The sequence below is a fragment of the Aegicerativicinus sediminis genome (assembly GCF_015476115.1).
GTDB lineage: Bacteria > Bacteroidota > Bacteroidia > Flavobacteriales > Flavobacteriaceae > Aegicerativicinus > Aegicerativicinus sediminis.
The window spans coordinates 1156998-1180907 of the sequence record NZ_CP064295.1; the positions used below are offsets into that span (position 1 = coordinate 1156998).

Annotated in this window: 20 protein-coding genes; 2 read left to right on the forward strand and 18 right to left on the reverse strand. The window is 33.5% G+C overall.

Annotated features, from left to right (window positions below; all coding sequences use genetic code 11):
* Positions 1–21: 21 nt before the first annotated feature.
* From ISU00_RS05085 to ISU00_RS05140, 12 genes are all read right to left on the reverse strand, one after another.
* The gene (locus ISU00_RS05085) at positions 22–1446 is read right to left on the reverse strand and encodes a PAS domain-containing protein (RefSeq protein ID WP_228852964.1); all 1425 of its coding nucleotides are present in this window, start codon (positions 1444–1446) and stop codon (positions 22–24) included.
* Between the two features lie 121 nt (positions 1447–1567).
* Positions 1568–2653 (reverse strand): site-2 protease family protein, encoded by a 1086-nt coding sequence (locus ISU00_RS05090; RefSeq protein WP_228852965.1) that lies wholly within the window; start codon positions 2651–2653, stop codon positions 1568–1570.
* A gap of 13 nt (positions 2654–2666) precedes the next feature.
* The gene (locus tag ISU00_RS05095; RefSeq protein WP_228852966.1) at positions 2667–3278 is read right to left on the reverse strand and encodes a WG repeat-containing protein; all 612 of its coding nucleotides are present in this window, start codon (positions 3276–3278) and stop codon (positions 2667–2669) included.
* A gap of 58 nt (positions 3279–3336) precedes the next feature.
* Positions 3337–3777: a hypothetical protein gene (locus ISU00_RS05100; protein WP_228852967.1), complete on the reverse strand. Its 441-nt coding sequence runs from the start codon at positions 3775–3777 to the stop codon at positions 3337–3339.
* Positions 3778–3837: 60 nt separating this feature from the next.
* The gene (locus tag ISU00_RS05105) at positions 3838–4287 is read right to left on the reverse strand and encodes an Hsp20/alpha crystallin family protein (protein ID WP_228852968.1); all 450 of its coding nucleotides are present in this window, start codon (positions 4285–4287) and stop codon (positions 3838–3840) included.
* Positions 4288–4442: 155 nt separating this feature from the next.
* Positions 4443–5816: an MBL fold metallo-hydrolase RNA specificity domain-containing protein gene (locus ISU00_RS05110; RefSeq protein ID WP_228852969.1), complete on the reverse strand. Its 1374-nt coding sequence runs from the start codon at positions 5814–5816 to the stop codon at positions 4443–4445.
* A 6-nt stretch (positions 5817–5822) separates the two neighbouring features.
* Positions 5823–6668, reverse strand: coding sequence for an ATP cone domain-containing protein (locus ISU00_RS05115; RefSeq protein WP_228852970.1), 846 nt, complete (start codon positions 6666–6668; stop codon positions 5823–5825).
* Between the two features lie 10 nt (positions 6669–6678).
* Entirely contained in the window at positions 6679–7092 is a 414-nt protein-coding gene (locus tag ISU00_RS05120; protein WP_228852971.1) for a hypothetical protein, read from the reverse strand.
* Positions 7093–7126: 34 nt separating this feature from the next.
* On the reverse strand, positions 7127–7972 hold the full coding sequence (locus ISU00_RS05125; protein WP_228852972.1) for a universal stress protein: 846 nt from the start codon (positions 7970–7972) through the stop codon (positions 7127–7129).
* A 16-nt stretch (positions 7973–7988) separates the two neighbouring features.
* On the reverse strand, positions 7989–8837 hold the full coding sequence (locus tag ISU00_RS05130) for a universal stress protein (protein WP_228852973.1): 849 nt from the start codon (positions 8835–8837) through the stop codon (positions 7989–7991).
* A 156-nt stretch (positions 8838–8993) separates the two neighbouring features.
* A complete protein-coding gene (locus ISU00_RS05135; protein WP_228852974.1) occupies positions 8994–10043 on the reverse strand; it encodes a response regulator in 1050 nt (349 codons plus the stop codon).
* Entirely contained in the window at positions 10021–11262 is a 1242-nt protein-coding gene (locus tag ISU00_RS05140; RefSeq protein ID WP_228852975.1) for a PAS domain-containing sensor histidine kinase, read from the reverse strand. The genes ISU00_RS05135 and ISU00_RS05140 overlap by 23 nt, the downstream gene beginning before the upstream one ends.
* Positions 11263–11540: 278 nt before the next feature.
* Here ISU00_RS05140 and ISU00_RS05145 point away from each other — a divergent pair, with 278 nt between their 5' ends.
* A complete protein-coding gene (locus ISU00_RS05145; RefSeq protein ID WP_228852976.1) occupies positions 11541–12212 on the forward strand; it encodes a BON domain-containing protein in 672 nt (223 codons plus the stop codon).
* A gap of 286 nt (positions 12213–12498) precedes the next feature.
* Here the strand turns inward: ISU00_RS05145 and ISU00_RS05150 are convergent, their stop codons facing one another.
* The 6 genes from ISU00_RS05150 to ISU00_RS05175 all read right to left on the reverse strand — a co-directional run bounded on the left by ISU00_RS05150 (position 12499) and on the right by ISU00_RS05175 (position 19270).
* Positions 12499–13392, reverse strand: coding sequence for a hypothetical protein (locus ISU00_RS05150; protein ID WP_228852977.1), 894 nt, complete (start codon positions 13390–13392; stop codon positions 12499–12501).
* A gap of 53 nt (positions 13393–13445) precedes the next feature.
* Complete coding sequence (locus ISU00_RS05155; RefSeq protein ID WP_228852978.1) at positions 13446–14099, reverse strand: DUF6799 domain-containing protein; 654 nt, start codon at positions 14097–14099, stop codon at positions 13446–13448.
* 170 nt (positions 14100–14269) lie between these two features.
* Positions 14270–14932 (reverse strand): phosphoribosyltransferase, encoded by a 663-nt coding sequence (locus ISU00_RS05160; protein ID WP_228852979.1) that lies wholly within the window; start codon positions 14930–14932, stop codon positions 14270–14272.
* A gap of 124 nt (positions 14933–15056) precedes the next feature.
* A complete protein-coding gene (locus ISU00_RS05165) occupies positions 15057–15503 on the reverse strand; it encodes a DUF2267 domain-containing protein (RefSeq protein WP_228852980.1) in 447 nt (148 codons plus the stop codon).
* 170 nt (positions 15504–15673) lie between these two features.
* Positions 15674–16060, reverse strand: a complete 387-nt coding sequence (locus ISU00_RS05170; protein WP_228852981.1) for a hypothetical protein — start codon at positions 16058–16060, stop codon at positions 15674–15676.
* Positions 16061–16495: 435 nt separating this feature from the next.
* Entirely contained in the window at positions 16496–19270 is a 2775-nt protein-coding gene (locus tag ISU00_RS05175; RefSeq protein WP_228852982.1) for an alpha-L-rhamnosidase, read from the reverse strand.
* A gap of 496 nt (positions 19271–19766) precedes the next feature.
* On the opposite strand from ISU00_RS05175, the gene ISU00_RS05180 reads away from it, so the two are divergent.
* Complete coding sequence (locus ISU00_RS05180) at positions 19767–23672, forward strand: hybrid sensor histidine kinase/response regulator transcription factor (protein WP_228852983.1); 3906 nt, start codon at positions 19767–19769, stop codon at positions 23670–23672.
* Positions 23673–23910 lie beyond the last annotated feature (238 nt).

Genomic DNA, 23910 nt, shown 5'->3' on the forward strand with positions numbered 1-23910 from the left:
TTTTATTTTAGGTATTTATACTTATTGTTTTCTATAACCGATTTTAGGTCGAGTTTCGGCATCTTTTCGTTTCAACTCTTCTTCCAACTTTTTGTATTTGCTGATATCCTTCATCGTTACAACAATAGCCACAACCTCATTTTTATTATTGACAATAGGTCTTCCGCTTATCAAAACCCTTTTCATTTCATTGGTACTAAGATTTCTTAATAAGACATCCACATCATCCGTAATTTCACCTAAATATGCTCTTTCAGCAGGAAGGTTTTGGGCTGGGAATTGGGTTTTGCCATCGGGATAAAGAACCTCAAACTGATCGGAAAAATTAATGGGTATATGTGCTTCTTCCACAATGCCGAAAAATTCATGGGCATTATTATTAGCTAGTATTACCTTCTTATCGGTATTAGCAACAATGACCCCGTCACTGATATTTTCTAATATCATATTTAGTTTCTGTTGGCTTTCAAACAAGGCATTCAACTCTATTTCCTTTTCTTGCTTAAGTTGAAGTTCTTCAGTAACATCGCGTACTATGGCATACATCAATCCGGTATTCTGATCTGCAGTTGCATTCCATGACAACCATTTTATGGAACCATCCTTGCAAACCCAACGATTTTTGAAATTGACGATGTCGGTCCCTGTTTTCAATTTTTCAATTTCTTTTTTAGTGGTCTCAATATCCTCAGGATAAATAAAGTCGGTGAATGGTTTTTCCAAAAGTTGCTCTTTGGAATATCCTAACAACTTGCTTAAAGATGGATTTACTTTTATAAATGAATCTTTGGTGGCAATTACCAAACTATCAATAGAAAGATTGAAAAAGGTGTCAGCTGCCTTTAAAGATTGTTCTATTTTTTTTCTTTCAGTTATGTCGGTTGAAATATTTCCTATTGCATAGGCACGGTTGGAGGTGTCGAATAAAGGAAACTTAACGGATAGATATATATGGGGACCGTCTTCCTGCTCAAGTGTTTCTTCAACATAGATTTCCTTTGATGCCTTCAGCGCATCTAAATCTGAACTTCGAAAAACATCCGCAACCTCTTTAGGCAAGAAATCATGATTTGTTTTTCCTATTAGGTCCTTTTCTTTAGACTGGAAAAGTTTCTGATATTGCTTATTTACCAATATATATTCACCATTTAACTTTTTAACAGAAATAAGATTGGTGGCATTATCAATAATTGATTGCAACAATATTTGATTGTTTAATAGTTGCTGCTGATATGTTTTGTTTGCCTTTAATTGTGTCCGAAGGATAAAAAATACAACAGTTAGCATCCCTATGGAAAGAAGTATTAAAGCCAAAGAAATCCAATCTAAAAAGGATGCTTCTTTAGAAATTGGCATTTGTTTCCAATAAATGAGACCCAAAGCAATTACCACAGCAAGATTTATTACATAACCAAAAGCTATTTTTCTTTCAAATGAAATCTTCATGTGTCTGTTAAATTACATCTACTTCCTTTTTTTATGCATCAATTAAAGTTATGTTTTCTTAAGTTCAGAAGAAATGATTTTTGTCATTCTAATACCTGGTTATCAAGCATAAAGCTTTACGTTAATAAACCAGCTTAGATTCTAGTAGAATGTATTCAGTTAAATTGGTGCGGTCTAATGCCCCGACAAGTACCCCGTTATTAACCACCGGGAAAAATGACTGTTTTGATTGGGTAATCAACGGGTAAACTTTGCTTAAATCATCTGTCGATTTGATAATTTTAAACGATTTGGACATTACATCCTTTACAAGCAAATTTTTATTGGAGTTATTAATTATGTCTTTATGGAATAAAATCCCTTGGATTTCCTTGTTTTTTGCAACAATAAAATTTGTCTCTGTGCCTGAGATAATTTTGTCAACCACCACTTCCAGAGAATCTTCAGGTTCAAAAACAGTTATATTGAGCAACATAGCCTCTTCTACACTATGGCCTTTAATAATAGATTGTTGAAGTACCATTTGATTTTCTCCGAAAGCCCCAACGAAAATAAATAGGGCAATAAATATCAATAATGGATTGTCCATTAATCCTATTAACAACAAAACGATAGCAATAAATTGGCCAATACTTGCAGCAATTTGGGTGGCTTTTACCCTTCCAATTTGCATAGCCAATAAGGCCCTAAGGATGCGACCACCATCCATAGGAAAGGCTGGTATCATATTAAAAACAACCAACCCAACATTTACAATAAACAAGAAGAACAGAAAGTTTTGAAAGCTAAAATCGTTTAAGGTTTCTATAGTTTCTTGAAACCGCAAATTGAACATATCTCCAATTGGGATTATAAAAAATAAAATTAACGCAATTACAATATTTACAAATGGTCCGGCCAATACCACCAACATTTCCTGTTTTGGCGATTCTGGAACTCTCTCAAAACTGGCCATGCCGCCAATTGGAAGCAAAAGAATCTTTTTCGTTTTAATACCAAAACGCTTAGCTGTAAATGCATGCCCTAATTCGTGGAAGACGACACATGCAAATACAGCTAAGACAAAAGCAATGTTAAACAGGACACTAGTTGTTGAACTACCACTCAATAATTCACTCAATGCAACCCAAATCAACAACAAATAAAACGTCCAATGTACAATGATTTTTACACCAAATAAGTTACCTAAATGGATGTTTGCTTTCATTTTACCTACATTGCTACTGAATCTTTTTGATGGTCCAATGATCTTTATCAACCATGACAGCAGAAAGATTTTCTGAGATTAATTTTGAAGTTATCTTTGGTGGTAATCTTAAATACTTTTTATCGAGAACAACATTAACACCTTTATCGTCCAAATAACTTTTAATGTTTCCATCAGTGTCTATTACCACTTCAAAATATCTATAGTTGACAACATTTTTCCCTAAAACATCATTTTGACCCAGTTTCTCTTTTAATAAATAAATTGCAACCGCAAGTTGGTTGTTAAAATTGGAAGCATTTAAAAACTGTGGTTCAATAACAACCTTTCCCGTTGGGTCTATGTAGCCAAAATAACTAATCCCGTCAATTTTCTTCTCGATTAAACACCTGCCATCCATAAAGACTGGGTATAAACCATCATCGCATTTAGTAAGGACTAAATCATTTCTAAAATCCATTACCTTTTTACCATCTGAGTTAATAAAAGACCATTGGTCGCCTTTTTTAATTGCTGCATAGCCATCATTTAAACTAGACACAAAGTCAAAAACTTGATTGCTTTGGGCAAAACTTAAAATTGGAAGAATAAGGAATCCAACTAATATTATTATTAAATTTTTCATGACATTAATAGTTTAGGGTTAATAATTATATCATTCCTAAATAGATTTAATAAACCTATTAAACCAGTAACTTTTGCTGTTTTTCCTTAAGGATTCCTTTGATTAAATTGAAAAATTTCATTTTTAGCTGTTGATATTTCCTTAAGAATTCAGCAACAGTGATAATTAATTTGAGATGTTCTTTTCTGTAAGCCTCTTCTTCTAATGGCTGTTCTATATCGTCCACAATAATTTCAAGTTTATTGGTATGAGACTGTACCGAAGCTAGTAGTTTCTTTGTCTCCTTTTTTATTGAACGGAGTTGTTTAATTATTTTCTCGCTCGCCATTATATGCGAAGAATTAATAAGATCGAATTGATAAGATTTAATGAGTTTTTCAAAAAAGTTTTGTTCATTTTTAATGAATCTCAAATCAGATAACCATTCCAGTGATTTTGTATGCATTTCCTCTGCATTTAACCACTCTAAATAACCAGTATTTGATTTAGTTGTTTTCATAATTAAAAGATTTTAAACCCATAGGGCGGAACCAACACCGCCCTATGGAACGTTAATCTGTCATGAAATCTCGATGGTTTTTTCGCGATGCTCTTTCGCCTTTTCTTCTTTTTGTAGACTTAATTTTAAAATACCGTTTTTATAAGTTGCCTTTACATCCTTTTCGGCGTTTACGGTATTAGGTAATTTTAAGGATCTTTTAAATGAATTGTAGTTAAATTCTTTAATGGTATAATCTGAGTCTTTTTCTTCTTTTTTCTCCTCTTTTTTACCATAAACATTTAATACATCGCCTTCTACTGTAACCTTAAAATCTTCCTTAGAAAATCCTGGTGCAGCAAATTCCACTTCAAAATCTTTTTCATGTTCAATAACATTTAAAGCTGGCATTAAACCATCTTCCTCATAGAAATCCGTATTGAAAAAATCAGGATCCAGAAGGTTATTGAAATCACTGTTTCTCCATAAAGGAAACAGCCTTCTTCTGTTGTTAGTTTTAATTAGTGACATTGCTTAAAATTTTAAATTAAACTTTGCATTCTCACCAATTTAGGACTAGAAAAGGGATTTTAAAATGATATATATCAAGAAGCCAAAAAAATGGAATTTCCGATAAAATCAAATCCAAATATTTTGAATGAAAGGGATCGGCAACACAGTTAATTTTAAATTCTCAATGTTACCACATCGCCCAATTTAGGCACAGATGAATTCCAGTTATTGACTTGTTTTAACTTAACCCTCAGGGCATCTGAAGAACATGGCTCTCCATGAATTAGAAAGACATTTTCTGGAATATTTTTTATGTCACTCATCCAGTCCAACAAATCGTTCTGATCTGCATGAGCTGACAAACTTTCTATATGTCTAATTGTAGCTTTTACAGGGTAATATTTACCAAAAAACCTTATTTCATTTGCCCCGTCTTGAAGCTGCCTTCCCCTTGTGCCTTCAGCTTGGAATCCAACCAATAACACTGTGCTTGTAGGTTCATCTATAAACTGTTGTAAATAAGTGAGTACGCGCCCCCCCGTTACCATACCGCTACCTGCAATTACTATTTTAGGTCTTTTGTCATCAATCTCTTCCCAAGTTTCTCTATATGATTCCACAATTTTAACGTGCTTACACATGGCATTGTATTCAGCAGGGGTTAATTTGTGCCAGTCTGGAAATTGATTAAAGACCTCCAATACATTCATACCCATTGGGCTATCAATTATTATTGGAATGTTTGGTATTCTGTTTTTCTGGTAAAGTTTCCAGAGTATGTAAATTAGGGTCTGTAATCGTTCAACGGCAAAACTTGGTATAATAAGAATACCCTTCTTTTTAAGACTATTTAAAATAATCTCAACCAAGAGATCCTCTACATTCTCATCGGGATGAATTTTATTGCCATAGGTACTTTCAACAAAGAGGTAATCGGCCCATCTAGGTTTTTTTGGGTCCTTAAGCAAATAATCCTTTCGTCTACCAAGGTCGCCAGAGAATACGAAACGCTTTCCGTTTATGTCTAATTCAATAAAAGTAGAGCCAAGTATATGTCCGTTATATTGAAATCGATAGGAAATAGAATCCGAAACCTGGATCCATTTATCTTCTGGTTTAGCCGTAAACAGCTTTATTGTTTTTTCGGCATCTAGGACTGTATATAATGGCAAGGCAGGGTTATGTTTGGAATATTCTTCCTTATTGGCTTTTTCCGCCTCCTCTTCTTGAATTTTTGCACTATCCAAGAGAATAATTCTTGCAATTGCCAAAGTAGGTTCTGTGCCGACAATTTCACCTGCAAACCCTTGCAGAAGTAAACGTGGAAGGTAGCCCACATGGTCTAAATGTCCGTGGGTTAATAATACTAAATCAATTGAGGGTACATTAAAATCTAGTGGTTTCCAATTCAATAATCTAAGCTCTTTTAGACCTTGGAACATACCACAATCAATCAAAATATTTGTTTCCGAAGTTTCAATTAAAAATTTAGCTCCTGTAACGGTATTGGAGGCCCCAAAAAAATGTATTTTAACTTCTTTAATCATAGTAAATTACATTATACACAGACTTTTCATTTCGTTTAAAATCCTGTTTTTCCTCTGTTCGGAAACACCTAAGTGATCTAGGAAAAAAGACTCTTTCAACAGACTTTTACAAAGGACGATTCCACGTTCTAGCAAGAAATGTTTTTCTTTTGAGGACATTAATGTGGAAACGGTAATAGGAAATAACCCGAGCCTGTCAATGCGATCTTTTATACCGTCATTTTTAGGATAATCCCAGCTTAATAAATAAAGGCCACAACAGTTACCATATTTTATGGCGTCTTCAGTAAATCTAGTATTTGTTACAACCCAGCCTTTTGTTAATATTGAATTGTCTTTGTGTTTATTTCCCCAAGAGGCCTTAATATCATTATATCGAGAATTGATGTACAATGGTACCGTAACATTACATTTCAAACCCTGTTCCCCATGAAATTTACATTCAATAAGAGTGACTTCCTTATTTTTTTGAGCCAAAACATCAATTTCATGTTTTAAGCATTTCCCTTGTATGGTAATGCCGACTTCAGTTCTGTATCCAGAGTTAGACATAATCTCACTAACCAAGTGTTCAAAAGGAAAACCTGTAGGGCCTAACTCATAAATTGCCTTTTTAAGTTTATATCTAGAAGCAAAATGGCTCTCCTTTTTTCGAAGTAATGAAAAAGCCCGATTATAAATTTCATTTGTAGAAATACCTGTATAAAGTTCACTTCGAATGATAGCCAATATATCTTCAATCGTTTTTTGATTTGCGCCCGTTTTTGATAACGATTTCCGCAATTTTTCAATTGAAAACTTTACCCGTTCCCCTGAGGATTTTACAATATCAATATTGTTACCCTCCCTCATGATTTGGAAATTATAGTTGTGAAAGGTCTAAACTTTCTTCAAAAAAGTTTCTAACCCAAGCTTTCAGTTGATTTTCAGACATACTATCAGCCTTTTTTACCCCAAGGATTTTATTACCTAAAAAGCGAAAATGAGATTTAAGTTCCTTACGTAACTGCCCGCCTGTTTCACCTGGTCCAAATATTACAATCGCATCCGTATCCTCAATTACATGAGCGATTTCAACAAAATACTGTTGTAATTTATGGGTCTCGTAACGTTGGTAAGTTGAGTCTTGTATTTGACCTTTTCTTCGGTTTCCTTTATCAGATCTAATATTAGAACTCTCTAATGTAGACTTGACTGCCTCCAATGTCTCCTTCCCATTATCAATGGAGAAAATATATGCTGTGTGCTTATCTATCCAAATACCTGTTGTTTTCATAATTTGTAATTTTAAAATTCTTAAAAAGTTTAGATCAATCGAACTTGGCAGGAATTACCAAAAATGGAACCTCCAGTTTAAAGCCGATATGGTTAATTATTGGGCTAAAAAACAGGTTTTCAAAAAAGAAGTGCTTATGATTTATCATTGCTAACAAATTAACCCTTGCCTTCCTTTGAAAATCAGTAATTGCCTCTGGCACATTTTTATTACTTAAATCGTGAAATAGATAGGTGGCGTTTTTAATAAATCCTTCAAGTTTTTTTCTAAATTCTTTCTGTACCTCAGTTAATTCTTGTCCATAGTTTACATGCAAGATGTTTAATCGAGCCCCATTAGATATGGCAATATCTAGAAGGAATTGCAAATGCTCTACCTTATAATCTAATTCAAAATCTGTTGGAAATAATATTTCATGCGGCTTTTCAAAATGAAAATTTGTAGGCACTGCTATAACTGGGCACTTGGCACGATTAAGCACATGAATTGTGTTTGATCCCAATAATACCTTTTCAATGCCCGAAGCACCTTTAGTGCCCATAATTACCATATCTATGGCATTACCTCTATGAAGTTCTGCAATTTCAAGTGTAAGAATGTTAAATGATGAAATGGTAGTGAAAATGTGCTTGGGGTTATTGAATTGAGATTTTACTTTTCTTAAAACCTCCTCTAAACCACGTTCTGAATTTTCTTTCATTGCATCAGTAACAGATAATTGAGCATTGCTGGTTTGGAGGTATTCCCAATCGTAAATAATTGGAGTATAGGTATTTAATAATATAAAATTACATTCTTCATTCTTGAATAGGTTGAGTGCATATGTTATGGCGTTCCAAGAATTATCGGAAAAATCGGTTGGTAACAATATCCTTTTCATCGAATTAAATATTAATCTAATAACGTGTTATGTTCTGCAGCACCAAAAATGGTATCTCTATATGCAAGCTTATTTTGTCTATAGTAGACTGAAATACAATGTTCTGTTCGCTTGAGTGCTTATAATTAACCATTACAAGCAGGTCTACATCATGTTCCTTTACATATTCAAAAATTGTTGGTACAATATCTTTTGAACCCACTTTAAGGAATGTGAGTTTGTTTTTGCATAACTCATTCTTTAAGAGGTTTTGGTTATCTAGTTGCCTTTGGGAAAGAGAATTACTTTTAGACATATAAAGCAAGTCGATTTGCGCTCTATACGGATGTACCATTTCGCATAATAATTTCAGCTCTCTTCGCTTATATGGTATCAAATAATTGGTAGTAAAAAGTACACGCCTCGGTTGGATATGTTGGTAATTTTCAGGGATCGCCAAAACTGGACACCTCACATATTTTAAAACTTGTAAGGTGTGACTACCAAAGGTTATTTTTTTGTCATTAGTTTCACCTCTCGTACCCATTACTATGATATCGATATTCTCCCGTTCTACGATTGCATCAATTTCATCTAAGAGTAAATTATCTGCTGATATATTCTTATAATTATGCCTTGGATTTGGAGAAAATTCTTGAATTTCCTTTAGGGTTTCCTCTAATTTCAGCTGAGATCGATTGGCAATAGATTTTCTCGCATTTTTTGTTTCTACAAGTGTGCGGGAATTATCTTCAAAGAAAATTTCGTCTTGGTAAACGTGTAAAATGAAGATTTCACATGTGTCATACTTGAATAACTCAACAGCGTATTTTAATGCATTCATTGCATTAGCTGAAAAATCGGTTGGAACGACTATTTTTCTCATTTCCATAGGTTTTAAGGACAGATTAAGGTAAAAGATAGAGATCTTATAAACTATGATATATATCAAATTGACAGAAGTGTTCCTGCCATTTTCAAGTAATAAACCAAAGGGAAACCTCTAGAGATTTATAGATGTTTAAAAGAAGAATAAATTGGATTAATCGTGGCAAAAGGTTTTCAACTTTTCAATATCCAAAAGCTTAATGTCTCGGCCATCGATTTTTATTGCCCCTTGTTTTTTAAATTCTGCCATGGACCTGATAAAGGTTTCAGAAGAAATACCAGCAACACTTGCTAAATCGTGCCTAGAAATCTTTATAGGATCATCAAGGTTTTTATTGATTTTTTTTGCGAACCTAAGGATAGTGGAGGCTGTCTTTTTATTTACAGAACTATACGCCATTTGCAGAAGTTGATCCTTTAAATTATCGAGATTATCTGCCACCAATTGGATAAATTGGAACATTACTTCATGGTTTTTTTCAAGGATATTTTTAAGTTCATCCCTAGAGATTCCAACTATTTCCAAATCCTTTATTGCTGTTGCCGTTTCCTGGTACATGGAATGGTGGTCGAAGGCTGATATTCCAAAGAAGTCATTTTCCTTGTGGAGTCCCGTGATCAACTCTTTACCCTGATCGTTTATTTTATGACATTTTACAACACCTTTTTTTATTAAATAGACATAATTAGGATGTTGATTTTCATTAAAAATAACCTCGTTTTTATTGTATTTAAAAATTGTGCCTTGTTCCTCAATTAACGATTTTAACTCTTCCAAAGTCTTAATGCCTTCAGTAGAAGTAGGTGCTTTCCCAATCCTTTTCTCCCTAAGTAATTCTGATTTTGCTATACGGCTTTCTATTGCGGTAAGGAGCTCATCCTCTGTAAAAGGTTTTGTTATGTAATCATCCGCACCCAAATTCATGCCTTTTCTTATGTCATTTTTCTCTGTTTTTGCAGAAAGAAAGATAAAGGGAATAAACTTGGTAGTGTCGTCATTGGTCAATCGCTCCAAAACATCATAACCACTCAGGTAGGGCATTATAATATCACAGAGGATAACATCTGGTTTTGCAGTTTTCGCCAATTGTATACCAGATTTTCCATCTGCTGCAGTTATAACGTCATAATCGGACAACTCCAACAATTCAGCTGTATTTTCTCTTAATACAGTATCGTCTTCAATAAGTAAAACTTTTTTCATACACCGCTATATTTGGTATAGAAAATGTAAATTCTGAACCTTTATTTTCCACACTTGCAAAGGAGATAGAACCTCCTAAATTTTCTACGTGATGTTTCACAATGTTCAAACCTATCCCGGTACCTTGCGTCAATAAAACATTATCCGCCCTAAAATATCGTTTGAATATATTTTTCTGATCCTTTTCTGGGATTCCAATTCCGTTATCTTTTACACTGAAAACCGTGTTTAAATCGTCCTGGGTTATTTTAATTGCGATAGTTGATTCTTCTGGAGAATATTTAATGGCGTTATTAACTAAATTGGCCAAAATCAATTCTACAACTTTTTCATCTTGATACAATTCAAACCCATCAATTTTTTCCGAATAAATAAGGTTCTGCCCTTCTTTCAATTGGGTATTTGCGTTATAAATCACTTCCTCCACAATTTTTGAAACCATAAATTTTGTTGGCATATAATTTATCTTTCCTTTTTCTAGTTTTTCAACAGAAAGAAAATCATCTAATATCCCATTAAGGAAATGAACCTTTTCTGAAATTATTTTTAAATGCGCCTCCCTTTTGTCTTGCTGTTCAGGATTTTTGTACTTACTAATCAGCATAGCCGAAGTTAATATTCCACTAAGTGGTGTTTTAAATTCGTGTGAGACCATAGATAAAAATTTAGACTTCAAATCATTGAGTTCCTTCTCTTTTATCAATGCATTTTTAGTTTCATTTTCAGCCTTAATTCTCTTTTTGTTCTCTTTTTCTAGTTTAACTATTGTTGCCTTTAATTCGGCTGTTCGTTTTTTGACTTTATTTTCTAGGGCACTGTTGAGTTCTCGGATTGATCTTTCATGGTTAACCCTAAAGGATATATCAAAGACAAGAACTAAAACATATTTTTTTTCAAAAATTTTAAATGGTGTGAGGCTAACTTCAATAGGAAAAAATTGTCCGTCACTTTTAACACCATGGATATTCTGCTCATACCCCATCGTCTTATTCTGCCCCTCATCTAAAAAATCTTTGAAATAAATTTTATGCTTAGAATGGTACTCCTCAGGTATTAATATGTTGATCGATTTTTTTTTAAGGTAATTCTTTTGATACCCAAACATGGTGTCTGTGGCAAGGTTGGTGTCAATAATTTGTTGCTTTTCATCAACTATAATGATGCCTTCGGATATCTTATTGAAGATTGATTTGAAAAAATACTGATTACGGAACAACATAACACTCTCATTTGCAGTAAAATTCTATTAAAATTAATGAATTTTCAGGTGTTAAAATGTATCAAAAGTCACCTAATTCAGCTTAAAACCAAGTCAACCAAATCCTTTAAATTGCTGATTTTTAATTTTTTATGAATTTACTGTAAGAATAGTCAACAATCATCGATTGATTTCTTAGAAAAAAAGTTTAAACAATTATCCCGTTCCTGAGGAATATCATTTAAATGGATGGATAACTAATTTATATTAGGTAGATAAAATTTTAAAGGATTTTAATTATGAGAACTGATGCACAAATTAAGGAAGATGTTCTTCAAGAATTGGCTTGGAAATCATTGGATAACAAAACCCAAATAGGGGTTATTGTTAAGGACGGTATTGTTACCCTTACTGGTGTGGTCGACAGTTATTCTAAAAAAGTCGAAGTGGAAAATGCTGCAAAAAGCGTTTTTGGTGTAAAGGCTATTGCTGAAGATATTGATGTACGTTTAAATTATGTAAAGAATAATTCAGATACAGAAGTAGCAGAAACAGTAGTTAATGCATTTAAATGGAATTCCATAGTACCAGGGGATAAAATTAAAATTAAAGTAGAAGACGGATGGGTTTATTTAACAGGTGAAGTCGAAAAAAATTATGAGAGACAGGCAGCTGTAAATACAATTGCAAACCTAAATGGTGTAACAAGGGTTATTAATAATATCACTTTAAAACCTGCTCCAGTTAAGATTGATGATATTAAAAACAGAATAACCAATGCTTTTAAAAGATCTGCTACATTAGATTCTAAAAACATACATGTGGAAGTTGATGGTAATGAAGTCACCCTAACCGGTACAGTACACTCACTTCAAGAAAAAGATGAAGCAAGGAATGCGGTTTATTGGGCACCTGGAGTTACCAAAGTAAACAACAAGCTAAAAGTTGCCTATTATCCAGAATATGCATAATTAAAAATTAGGGGGTTCAGACTGGAAATTAACATAAGTCTGAAATGAATACAACGTGGATGGTGAAAGATTGAACTTAAAGGGGAAAGGTCCAAATTTGTTATAATTTGAAATTAAAATTTTACTGTCCACGTTGCAATTCAATATAAAAACAACTTTAAATATTTTAAGCTATTATTTTACATGAAGGTCTAGTCATATGCGGTTGAAGTTAGACTAAAAAAGAGGCCATGCTCTAATAAAATTTAGACATGGCCTCAAAACTTTTATAAAATTAGTCAGTTCCTTAAAACCTATAATTAACACCAACCATCCAATAAAATGTGTTTTCTAGGTCTTCTTCATAAACTGTCGAATCTATTGTTACCGTTGATGGATTTTGGGGAATTGCAAAAACCGGCATACCAATAAATATGAAGGATTTTGAAACATACCACATAGGCAAACTAAATTCAATAGCCATAAGACCAAAACTTTCGCTTTCATTTAGTACTACACTTTCTACAACGATAGTATTTCCTCCCATCCCTTGACCCGGGCCCTTATTTTTTGCACCTCCATATCGGTTTGAAATATAGTATTCCTCATAGAAATTCTGAGATCCAAAAAATACTCCTATAGTTGGGGATACCTGGAAATTTCTGCTTTGTGACAAAAAGCTATGGCTAACTTCTGTTGACAAGAAAAAGTCGGAACTGCTACCCTTATTTAAAAAAGTGACTAAAGAAAGGGAAGCTTCCAAGATATCGAAATCGTAACTTGCGTTAGCTGTTATATCCGCCTCTACTTCTGAAATTACATTATAACTTTCGTCATTAAAAAAATACTTGGTAATAGATAGGTCTCCGCTTAATTTTTTAACCGTAAAATCGTAACCCAGAGTAGTTAAGAATAAATCAACTCGACCTTCATCAGACTTAGTTAGATACGATAATGAACCCGTAGCATATAGCCCTGTTTTATGGTGATAAGTAAAACGAGGGAACAAATAAGGAGCGGAAATAGAATCTTTCCTGCCCATATAAACTGCATCACTTATAAAATTGATACTAGCCGAAAAGTACGACTTATTGCTAGTGGAAACTTGATTGTCTGAATCGGTAATGTTTTGCCCAAGCGCATTATAATTAATGGCAAAAAGAATAAATAGACCAACCAATGTAAATTTATAAACTTTCATACCGCATGTATATAAAAAGGGATTTTGACAATCAAAATCCCTTTAATGTTAATCTATAGGACACCTATTTTTCGTTTGCTTTGAACCTTTGGGGTTTTCTGAATTTGTTTTTTGAGATTGTTTTTGGTGTTAATCATTTTTCTGAATTGAACTGTATTCTTAAACATCTCACCATTCATATTTAGACATTCACCATCTTTAAGACGCAGTTGTTTACGGTCTTTTGTTTGATAAGATCCATCTGGATTAACTGTGGTTCCGTTTGCAAGCATTATTTGATCGCGAACCTGAATTTGATCCTGATTTTTAATTTGATAGGCTTCCCCATCCATAACCAATATTTGATATCTGTTTTGGTTTCGTTCCTGGATTTGACTTTGATTTAACCCTTTATTTTCTTGTTTTACTTTAAAACGGTATTGGTATTCATTTAGATATTTAATACCATCATTATCCAAGCATTCTCCATCCTTTAGTTGTAACCTAACCCGATCTTTGGTCATATAACTTCCATCGGGGTTAACGATGGTGCCATCATTTAATACAATCTTATCTTTTAATCGAACCTGATCTCTGTCTCTAATTTGCAATAGGTCGCCATCAACTAGCATAACCCTATCTCGATTTCTATCTTGCGCCTGATCTTGCGCACTAATTGTAATAGTCCCAAATGTTACCATTACCGCCATAAAAATTAAGGTTTTCATGATTTAAGTATTTATAATTAAATATGTATAAAAGTAAATTCGGCACAAAGAATTATTTATGACATCCCTCAATTTTGATTCCCAAAAAAATTATAAAAATTTGAGTTTTATGGGGTAAGGTTTGAAGTTTAATGTATCCCCAATCCCCAATTGCCAATAAATATCATTGTTTAGTTATTATTGGCTATTCTAGGTTCCGTATTATAGCCAACCTTATTTAATATAGAGAAAACTTCATTGTCGGAGATAGACTTGAAATCTGTATAAAATTGTCCAACCGTCCTAAATTCATTTGGGGAATGCAAACAAATGGTGGACTTTACCAATTTTAAATGTTCTATTTTCCTTAGTGTTGATATAGGTGAAACCGGAATCGCAATTATAATCTCCTTGGGGTGTTTTTGTTGGATTAATTGAATACTATATAATAAAGTGTTGCCAGTAACTGCGCCCTCGTCAACTAGAATTACAGTTTTGTTTTTAAAATTAATTGAATTGTAAAGTTTGTAATAGCCATTATAACGTAGTTTAAGTTGTTTTCTTAGCCGTTCCACTTCATTATTAATATAAGCCCCAGAAACAGCAGCTGAGGTTAGTGGGTCTAATACTTTGAAATCCCTTGAAACAACTCCTATTATATAATCTTTTAGAAAGGGATGGCCAATTTTTTTAGACAAAAGCAATTCCATTGGTAAATTGAGCTTTTGGTGAAGAACATAGCCTATGGGTACTCCACCACGAGGGACCGAAACTATTACAGCATCTTCATTATTGCGATAATTAATCAATTTCTGAGACAATAAAATACCTGCTTCCTCTCTGTTTGCAAACATAATCTCCTGTCTTATTAATTTATATATTATGCTTTACCCTTAACCCCTAATGACACTAAGCTGTCAATATAATGGCTACGATCAGTTCTAGCATATCATTAATAATTGTAGATCTTTTCAACGACTAAAACATATAGCTATGGTAAATCATAGATTTAAGATCTTTTGGAAGCGATGTCCTAATATCCTCAAGCTCTCCCAATGAAATGTATTTTCTCAATACGATGAAGGTTGAATCAATGTAATTTTCAGCAACCTCATCAGATTCAAAATCCTCCATGGAGGTAACTCCATCAAACTCTCTTATGAGATCAATAAAATCTACCATGTTCTTTACCTTTCTCTTACGTCTTAAGGTCCATCCGTTTACATATACAGCTTTTAAAAACATTGGAAATTGGGAAATTAATTGCAGCGATTCCTCTACTGAAATAACTTCACGTAATCCATGTAACACAGAAGACAATATCCTAGCTGCTTTGTCTAGGTTAGTACCTAGGTTCAGTTCCTTGGCATATAGTTTCATAAACGTATTTGCCTCCGTTGCAAATTGATTAAAATTGAGTGCCATGATTCTTTGTTTTTATTGTATTAAATGTTGCAAATAATTATGGATTACAAAATGACCAATATCACATTAAGCCACTTCAAGTGTTCATAATGGTTGACGCCAAAACAAAACTTTTTGGATGGGGAGAGTTCCAATAAAAGGAAATGCAATTAGGCTATATTTAATAAATATTATGCCGGAATAATGTGGTAGGCGGTGTTGAGTAAGAACAACCCTAATAAAAATAAGAGCAAGTACAAAAGCTGCACAATTTTAATATTAATCGCTTCTAGCCAATCGACTGTTTGCTTGGGAAGTACAAATAAGGATAACCCAATAATTAAAGATCCCCAACCTATTAAAGTGATTATTAGTATAGCGCTTAACTCCCAAATGTTGTGAACTAGGATGTTTATCAACCCTACTAAAATGGCAATAAATGCGAATATGATCAAAAATTTTTCATCCCTTAAATCCTGAAAAATCTGCCTAATCCGTTTAGGGTTTAAACTCAACACAAAAAAGAAAATAATTAAATACCAACCCCAAAATTTTAATAGAAAAATTGAATTATCCATGGCCATTAATTTTAAATGTCTACCCTAAACATTTTAAAGTAGAGAGATCATTTACCATTATAGAATCCTCTGGATTTAAGACCTCATCATCCAAATAGACATCATATTATTATATAATAAATGTACTAATCCTTTATAATAGGGATTATGATATTTATCAGCTTGACAAGGTCTAATTTTGTATTTGCAGTCTGAGAAAAAATCAAGCCTTGAAATGTAATCTTAAAGGATATCGAAAATGAAAAGTCATTTTCCTATTTAGGTTAAATCAAAATTTGTTTACCCAACTAAATCTCTGATTAATGATTTTGTTCTTATTTGTTCCTAAATGATCTAATAAGGCCAAAGCCACTGGATACAATTTTTTGATTTCATCCCTTGAAAAGGGAAATCAATTCTAGCCTTGGTTTATAATTTTATTGAACTATTGCTTATTCATTGTTTTATTGTAAAAACATAATTTCCTGATCCAATTTTTAGAATTGTGCTACCCATATCCTGCTTTAAGATTTCAACATCTCTGGAAAGAGAAATGGATTTATCCTCCAATAAAATGTTCTGCAAACCGGTTTGTAAATGAATTTCAGCTGACGTGTTCACAGGAATTTTTATTTTATACAAAATTGTGTTATCATTTATATACTCCCAATTAGAAGAAATTCTACCATAATATGTATCTAAGCTAGCTTCGACTTTCTTGAGCATTTCGCCATCGTTTTCTGCGCTCACCTTGTCAGAAACATAATTGTTTTTAAAATGTGGTTTAAGAATTATTTTTTTATACCCAGTTTCTCCCTTTTTTCTAGAACTATTTATACCTGCAAGAGCAGTGTACATCCAATTTCCGATTGCGCCATATGCGTAATGATTAAACGAATTCATCCCAGGGGTTTGAAAGGTACCATCAGGTTTCCTCCCATCCCATCTTTCCCAAATTGTTGTGGCGCCTGTTTGCACTGGGTAAAGCCAAGAAGGATATGTTCTTTGCATTAGCAAGGTATATGCTAAGTCATGATATCCATTATCCGTGAGAACCGCATTTAAATATGGAGTTCCCAAAAATCCTGTTGTTAGGTGATAATCGTAACTTTTTATATTATCCACTAATCTCTCAACAGCCTGTTTCCTTAGATTTAGAGGAAGCATTTCAAAATTTAAAGCTAAAACATAAGCCGTTTGGGAACTGGAAACCAATCTTCCGTTAGGTGTAACATATTCTTTTAAAAAAGCTGCTTTAATTTTTTCCAATAGCCGTTCATACTCATTAACATCGTTATCCTTTCCAAGAATTCTTGCTGTATCTATTAAAATTTGTGTCGAATGGGCATAAAAGCATTGAGCTATTAAGTATTTATCTGTAATAGCAGATCTGCCGTCATTGTCATCTTCTGGTCTGAAAAATAACCAATCCCCAAAATGAAAACCTTTTTTCCAAAGATCATCTTCACTTTGGGCTTTCATAAAATCTACCCAAGATTTCATACTATAATATTGATTTTTTAAAATTTGTTCATTTCCATAAAGAAGGTACATATTCCAAGGAATAATTGTTGCAGCATCTGCCCATCCTGCAGATCCTGAAGCATTTTTGCCAAGTACATTAGGTATAACAAACGGCACGCTACCATTTTCTAGCTGATCGGCCTCAAGATCCTTCATCCACTTGGTGAAAAAATTATTAACATGCATGTTAAAGGCAGCTGTAGATGCAAATACTTGTGCATCCCCTGTCCATCCTAAACGTTCATCTCTTTGTGGGCAATCCGTCGGCACATCCAAAAAATTTCCGTATTGACCCCATTGAATATTATGTTGCAGTTGATTAAGTAAGGTATTCGAAGAGTTAAATTGTCCCGTTTTTCTCATGTTAGAATAAAGAGCCACAGCCTTGAAGTTTTCTTCAGAAATATTATCAATAGTCCCATTTATTTTAATGTACCTGAAGCCTTGCCAAGAAAAATGAGGCCTAAAAGACTCTGAATCCTTTCCATTTAAAATGTAGGTATTTCGCTGATCAGCCGCACGTAAATTTTCAGTATAAAAATTTCCATTTTTATCTAATACTTCTGCATGTTCAATAACAATACTGTCGCCTTGGCTCCCCTTAAGGTTAACCTCAACCCAACCTACCAAATTTTGACCAAAATCAATTACTTTATCGCCCTCGGGGGTGGTTATCATCTTTATTGGATCAAAGCTTTCATGTATTGTAATTGGCTCATTATATGTAGCTGCCAAATGCTCATAACCTATCGATTTAAGGATTGCTGCAGACCAATCACTGTCATTGTAATTAGGCATTTTCCAGCCATTCTTTTCTTTTCGAGCATCAATTGTTTCACCCTTATAAATCTCAGAAGACGTGATAGAGCTTTTGTGCGATTTCCAACTCTCATCGGTTCCAATTTCAGTTGATGTGCCATCAGTGAAATTGACTTTCAATTGGAGTAAAAGTGACAATTCACGGCCATAACTATCCTTATTTCCTCCCCAAGCCAAAAATCCTCTGAACCAACCACTGCCAAGAAGTCCACCAAGAGCATTTTTTCCTTTTTTCAAGAGACTAGTTACATCGTAGACTTGGTACTGCAATCGCTTGTTGTAGCTTGTCCATCCTGGAGTAAGAAATGCATCTCCAATTTTTTTTCCATTGATATATGCTTCATAAAGTCCGTGTGAAGTAATTGCAATTGTTGCGCTTTCAATTTCTTTATCTATTGTTATCTCTTTTCTAAACATTGGACTTTCTCTTTCAGGACCTTCTTTATAGCCAACTGTAATCCATTTTGCTTTCCAATCATTTGGTTTTAAAATTCCCATTTGCCATGAACCAGTTAAACTCCAATTTGAGGACTTACCCTTTTCATCCCACACCTTAACCCTCCAATAGTATTTTTTAAGGGATTGTAATTCTGGACCACTATATTCTACATTAACAGATTGATGTGAATTAATTTTGTCGCTGTCCCAAATTATTTCAGATGAACCCATTTTCTCAGATCTTCCAACTTGAATGCGATAAGCACTCTGATTTTTATTTTTACCATCAGATGATAGTAGCCATGTAAAGGTTGGATTAGATTGATCTATACCAATTGGATTAATACGATTTTCTACAAATAATTCTGAAGGGACAACTTGACAATAACAATTTAGAAACCCTACTAAAGAAATTGTTAAAACTATTAGTCTGCTGTAAACTGAATTCATAAACCTAATATTAGTTGATTGTAAAGAAGCGTTGCTAATTCTGCGAAATACTTATCAAGATATACGTGAAACCATCTAAATTAAGTTAAATTTTGGATATCAGAATCCTGTGCTTTGCTGCATAATTTAAAAACATCTTAGTGCGCGTTTAAGTGAAGTCGACAGCTGTATTTTTAAAGCTTCTGAAAACATTTAAGTGGTAACTAGAATTTTCATCTAAAAATTTGAATTAAACAGTACTTCTTAACCACACTGAAAGCAATTTACTTGTAGTAAATTATTTATTTACGGATGGAATCCAAAGTAGAAGACCATTTAGAGTTTAAGGTTCAGAGCATTGGTGGTTAACCTTGCTTTAAATTATATTTACACATTATCAAATTGATTTTCCCTTTTTCTAAATAGGTCTTAACGAGCCTTTTTAAGAAACCTATTTACCTTTAAGCAAAAGATTTAAGATATTTGTTAAGTTTAAAAATTAGTTAAAGGCTCAGTTTTGCTCACTTCAAGATATTTAATTTTTTTTGCGGTTTGTGTTTTCCCTTTTTGGTTGATTTCCCAGAATAATATTGAATTTCAACAATTGTTGGGTGAAAACGTTTCTACCCAGAGCATTACTTATGCCATTACACAGGATAGTGTAGGCAATGTCTGGATTGCTTCAGAAGAGGGTGTTCTCAAGCACAATTCACAATTTTATAAAATATACAATATATATAATGGATTGCCAGAATCAGCTAGCAACCGTACATCAGAAATTTTCTATGACTCGAAAGGGAGAATTTGGATTGGACTTGAAAAGGGGGTCGGCCTCTACAACCCGGAGTTGGATATTTTTGATTTAATAACAATTCCCAACGAGCCTAATCCTTCCTTGGTAAATGCCATAATAGAAGATAAACAGGGAGATATCTGGATTGGTGCCTTTAATGGGTTATGGAAAATTTCAAAAATTGAAGGCGAACTTATTCTGGAACGAATTCTGGCAGATCCACATGTACAAGATATTACCTGTGTGGAAAACCAAATAATCCTTGGCACAAATTCAGGACTCTTCAAATTAAATAAAGGACAAAATCAAATTTTTGAAATCCCCTTTAATCAACCGGATAAAAATATATCCTATACAGGAATGATTAAAAACAACGTTTTGGTTGGTACTAAAACTGGTCAGTTATATTCCACTACTAAAAATTTGGATGATTGGCAGTCAATTGAATTAGTAAACACCAAAAATTCTCCTATTAATGATGTTGTGCAAGATGAGGATGGAAGAATTTATGTTGGCACAGACGGGTCTGGAATCATTGTTTTGGACTCCCTATACAATCGTATAGACCATTACCATGAAGATGTGGACAATTTAGGCTCCATTAGCAGTAATGGTGTTTATGATTTGTTTATTGGAAACGAGGATATTTTGTGGGTTGCCACATATGGCGGTGGAATCAATTACTTCGATTCAAATAAACTTCCATTTATAAAAATTCAACATAGAATTAATGACAAAAATAGTATTGCTGCCAATTTTACGCGTGCGATAGAAATCGACAACAATGGTAATTATTGGTTCGGCACCAAACAAGGAGTAAGTTTTTGGAATAGAAAAAATAATGAATGGCGCCATTTTAAATCATTGGCTGACGAAGGGAAGTCTAATCCAGACATTGTTATGTGTATGGAAAAAGACGCTAATTCAATTTGGGTTGGCACCTATAACAATGGACTTTATAAAATAAATATAGACAATTTTGATATTTCCCCCATAAGTGCTCTACAACCAGAATTGATTTTGAAAAGAATTTACAGCCTTTTTAAAGATTCAAATGGAAATCTTTGGATGGGCGGTATAGACGCACCTTTGAGTGTAATACGACCAAACGGAAGAATTGACACCTACCCCATACAACCGATTAAAAATATCCAAGAATCTTCAACTGGTGCAATATACGCAGTTGGAAGAAATGGGGTTTATGTCATAAATGACGACACCAAAAAATTCCGAATTATTACAGAATTATCACCCAATAATTCATTGCCATATTCCACAGTCAGTTCAATTAGTGAATTAAGTGACGGCAAACTGCTCCTAGCCACCAATGGGGCGGGGCTACTTTTTTATGACCCCAACACCTCTAAAATATCCAGAATTACGGTTAATAATGGTTTGCCTTCAGATATAGCTCAAGGAATAGTAATAAAAAATGATCAAAATTATTGGATAAGTACGGCAAGAGGCTTAGCGCAGGTCGTAACAAATAAAAGGGATACTATGATCAATCTTTTTGACAAAAGGGACGGTCTAGCAAGTTCGGAATTTAATTATGGTAGTTACGCAAAACTGTCCGATAGTCTTTATGCATTTGGAGGTGTTGATGGTGTTACACTATTCAATCCAGCAGAAATACAGGAACAAGTCTATGAGCCGTCATTGGTTTTTAATGACCTAAAATTAGATAACCAATCTGTGAATATTGGCTCAAATCCGTTAAAAACTCATGTAAATGAAACGGACAAATTGGTATTAAACCACGACCAAAATTCATTGGAAATCAGTTTTACAGGTATTCTCCATAGCACTTCATCCAAAGTAAATTATTCATGGGTTTTGGAAGGCTACCAAAACAATTGGTCTGAACCCTCTCCTACTAACTTCGCAACGTTTACCAATTTGGAGCCAGGCGATTATATTTTTAAAGCAAAAGCCATGAATAAGTTCGGCCGTTTTGGTCCGGAAAGGCAGTTGGCCATAGAAATAAAGTCGCCATGGTGGGCAACTAACAAAGCTTATTTAGTTTATGTCTTACTCTTTATCGCCTTACTATACGTGGCAATTTATTTTAGTTCGATTTACATCAACAAGAAAAATGCAGAGGAACAAATTAACTTTTTCAACAATATTACCCATGAGATTAAAACTCCCTTAGCCGTATTGTTATCTTCCTTGGAAAACGTCTCAGAAAATGAAAGTTCGGTTGAGCAATCCTCGAAACGTATTAAGACTACCATTAAGCGCATAAATTCACTATTCGAGCAAATGCTTAATTTCCACAAGGTCACTTCGGTGGAAAACCTAGAGTTGGATATAGTTGAAATTCACCTTAACAACCATTTTAAAAGAATTATAAAAGATTTTAACCCTCTTGTTGAAGAGAGAGGGTTAGAGGTTGCTTTTAAAAATCATTGGAAGGATGGGGTTTTTTATTTCGATAAAGACATTCTGAATAAAATTGTGTTGAATTTGCTTTCCAATGCAATTAAATACAGTAATGATAATGGTTTAATTTTAATAGATATCTTCAAGACCAGAGCAAACGAATTGCGAATTGAAATAAGGGATAACGGTCTTGGCATACCAAAAGATCAACAGAAATATATTCTTAAAAAATATTATCGCGCTAGAAATGCGATAAATAGTCAAAGTCCTGGAACAGGGTTGGGATTAATGATGGTTCAACGGCTGATAGAGAAAACCAAAGGTGATATCAGCTTTGTCAGCGAAGAACATAAGGGCACAACATTTAATGTTACACTACGAAATTTTAAAAAGGAGTATTTTGAAAGAGTTAATCAAGTGGTTAAACTCAATCCAAATCCTTCAATTTTAGTAACCGATCAAGCTGAAATTGATGATTTTAGCAATAGCCGTATTCTAATTGTAGAGGACAACAATGAATTGCGAGAACAATTAGTAAATAAATTAAGTTTGAATTTTCAGGTATTTGAAGCCGAAAATGGAAAACAAGGAATTGAAAAGGCACAGGAGATATTTCCTGATATCATCCTAACCGATTTGATCATGCCTGAGATGGACGGGATGGAGATGTCTCGACACATTAAATCGGATATCAATCTTAATCATATACCAATTTTTATGTTAACCGTGCTTCAAAATTCTAACCAAAAAATTGAAAGCATCGAGAGTGGGATTTCAGAATACATAGAAAAGCCAGTAGATATAAAATTCTTATTGGCAAAGATTGTAAACACCTTAAAATGGCATAAAAAACTTCGAAGCAAATACATTCATGAGGGAGATTCAGAAACTGCTAATATTTATCGAAATAAACAAGATCAAGAATTTTTACAAAATCTAGAGGAAACGGTCCTCGAAAATCTATCAGATAACAACTATTCAGTAATAGACTTATCAAAAAGTTTTGGGATGAGCAGGACTTCATTATATATGAAGCTAAAAAACTTAGTTGATCTTTCCCCTCAGGATTTTATCATTCACACAAAATTGAAACATGCAAAATCTTTGTTAGTTAAAGGTGAATTGAGCATTAAAGAAGTTGCTTATGCATCTGGATTTTCAAATCCAAAATATTTCAGCACAGCCTTTAAAAAATTCTATAATACGACCCCTTCAAATTTCATTGAAAGCTTACAACAGGAATAAAATTCCAACAAATTTTTGGTTTATTCTAAACCAAATTTCTTCAAAATAGTTCCAACAAATAAACTTTAACACCCCTAAAACTCCATTATTTATAGGCTTTTGACGATTGTCAAACCATTTGTGATGTTAATTAAAACTTAAAAAGATTCCAATGGTATAGTTTAGCATTATCGAAATTAAAAACCATTCTCTAGTTGTGGTTTTTAACTTAAGACTAGATTAACTAATTAACTATCAC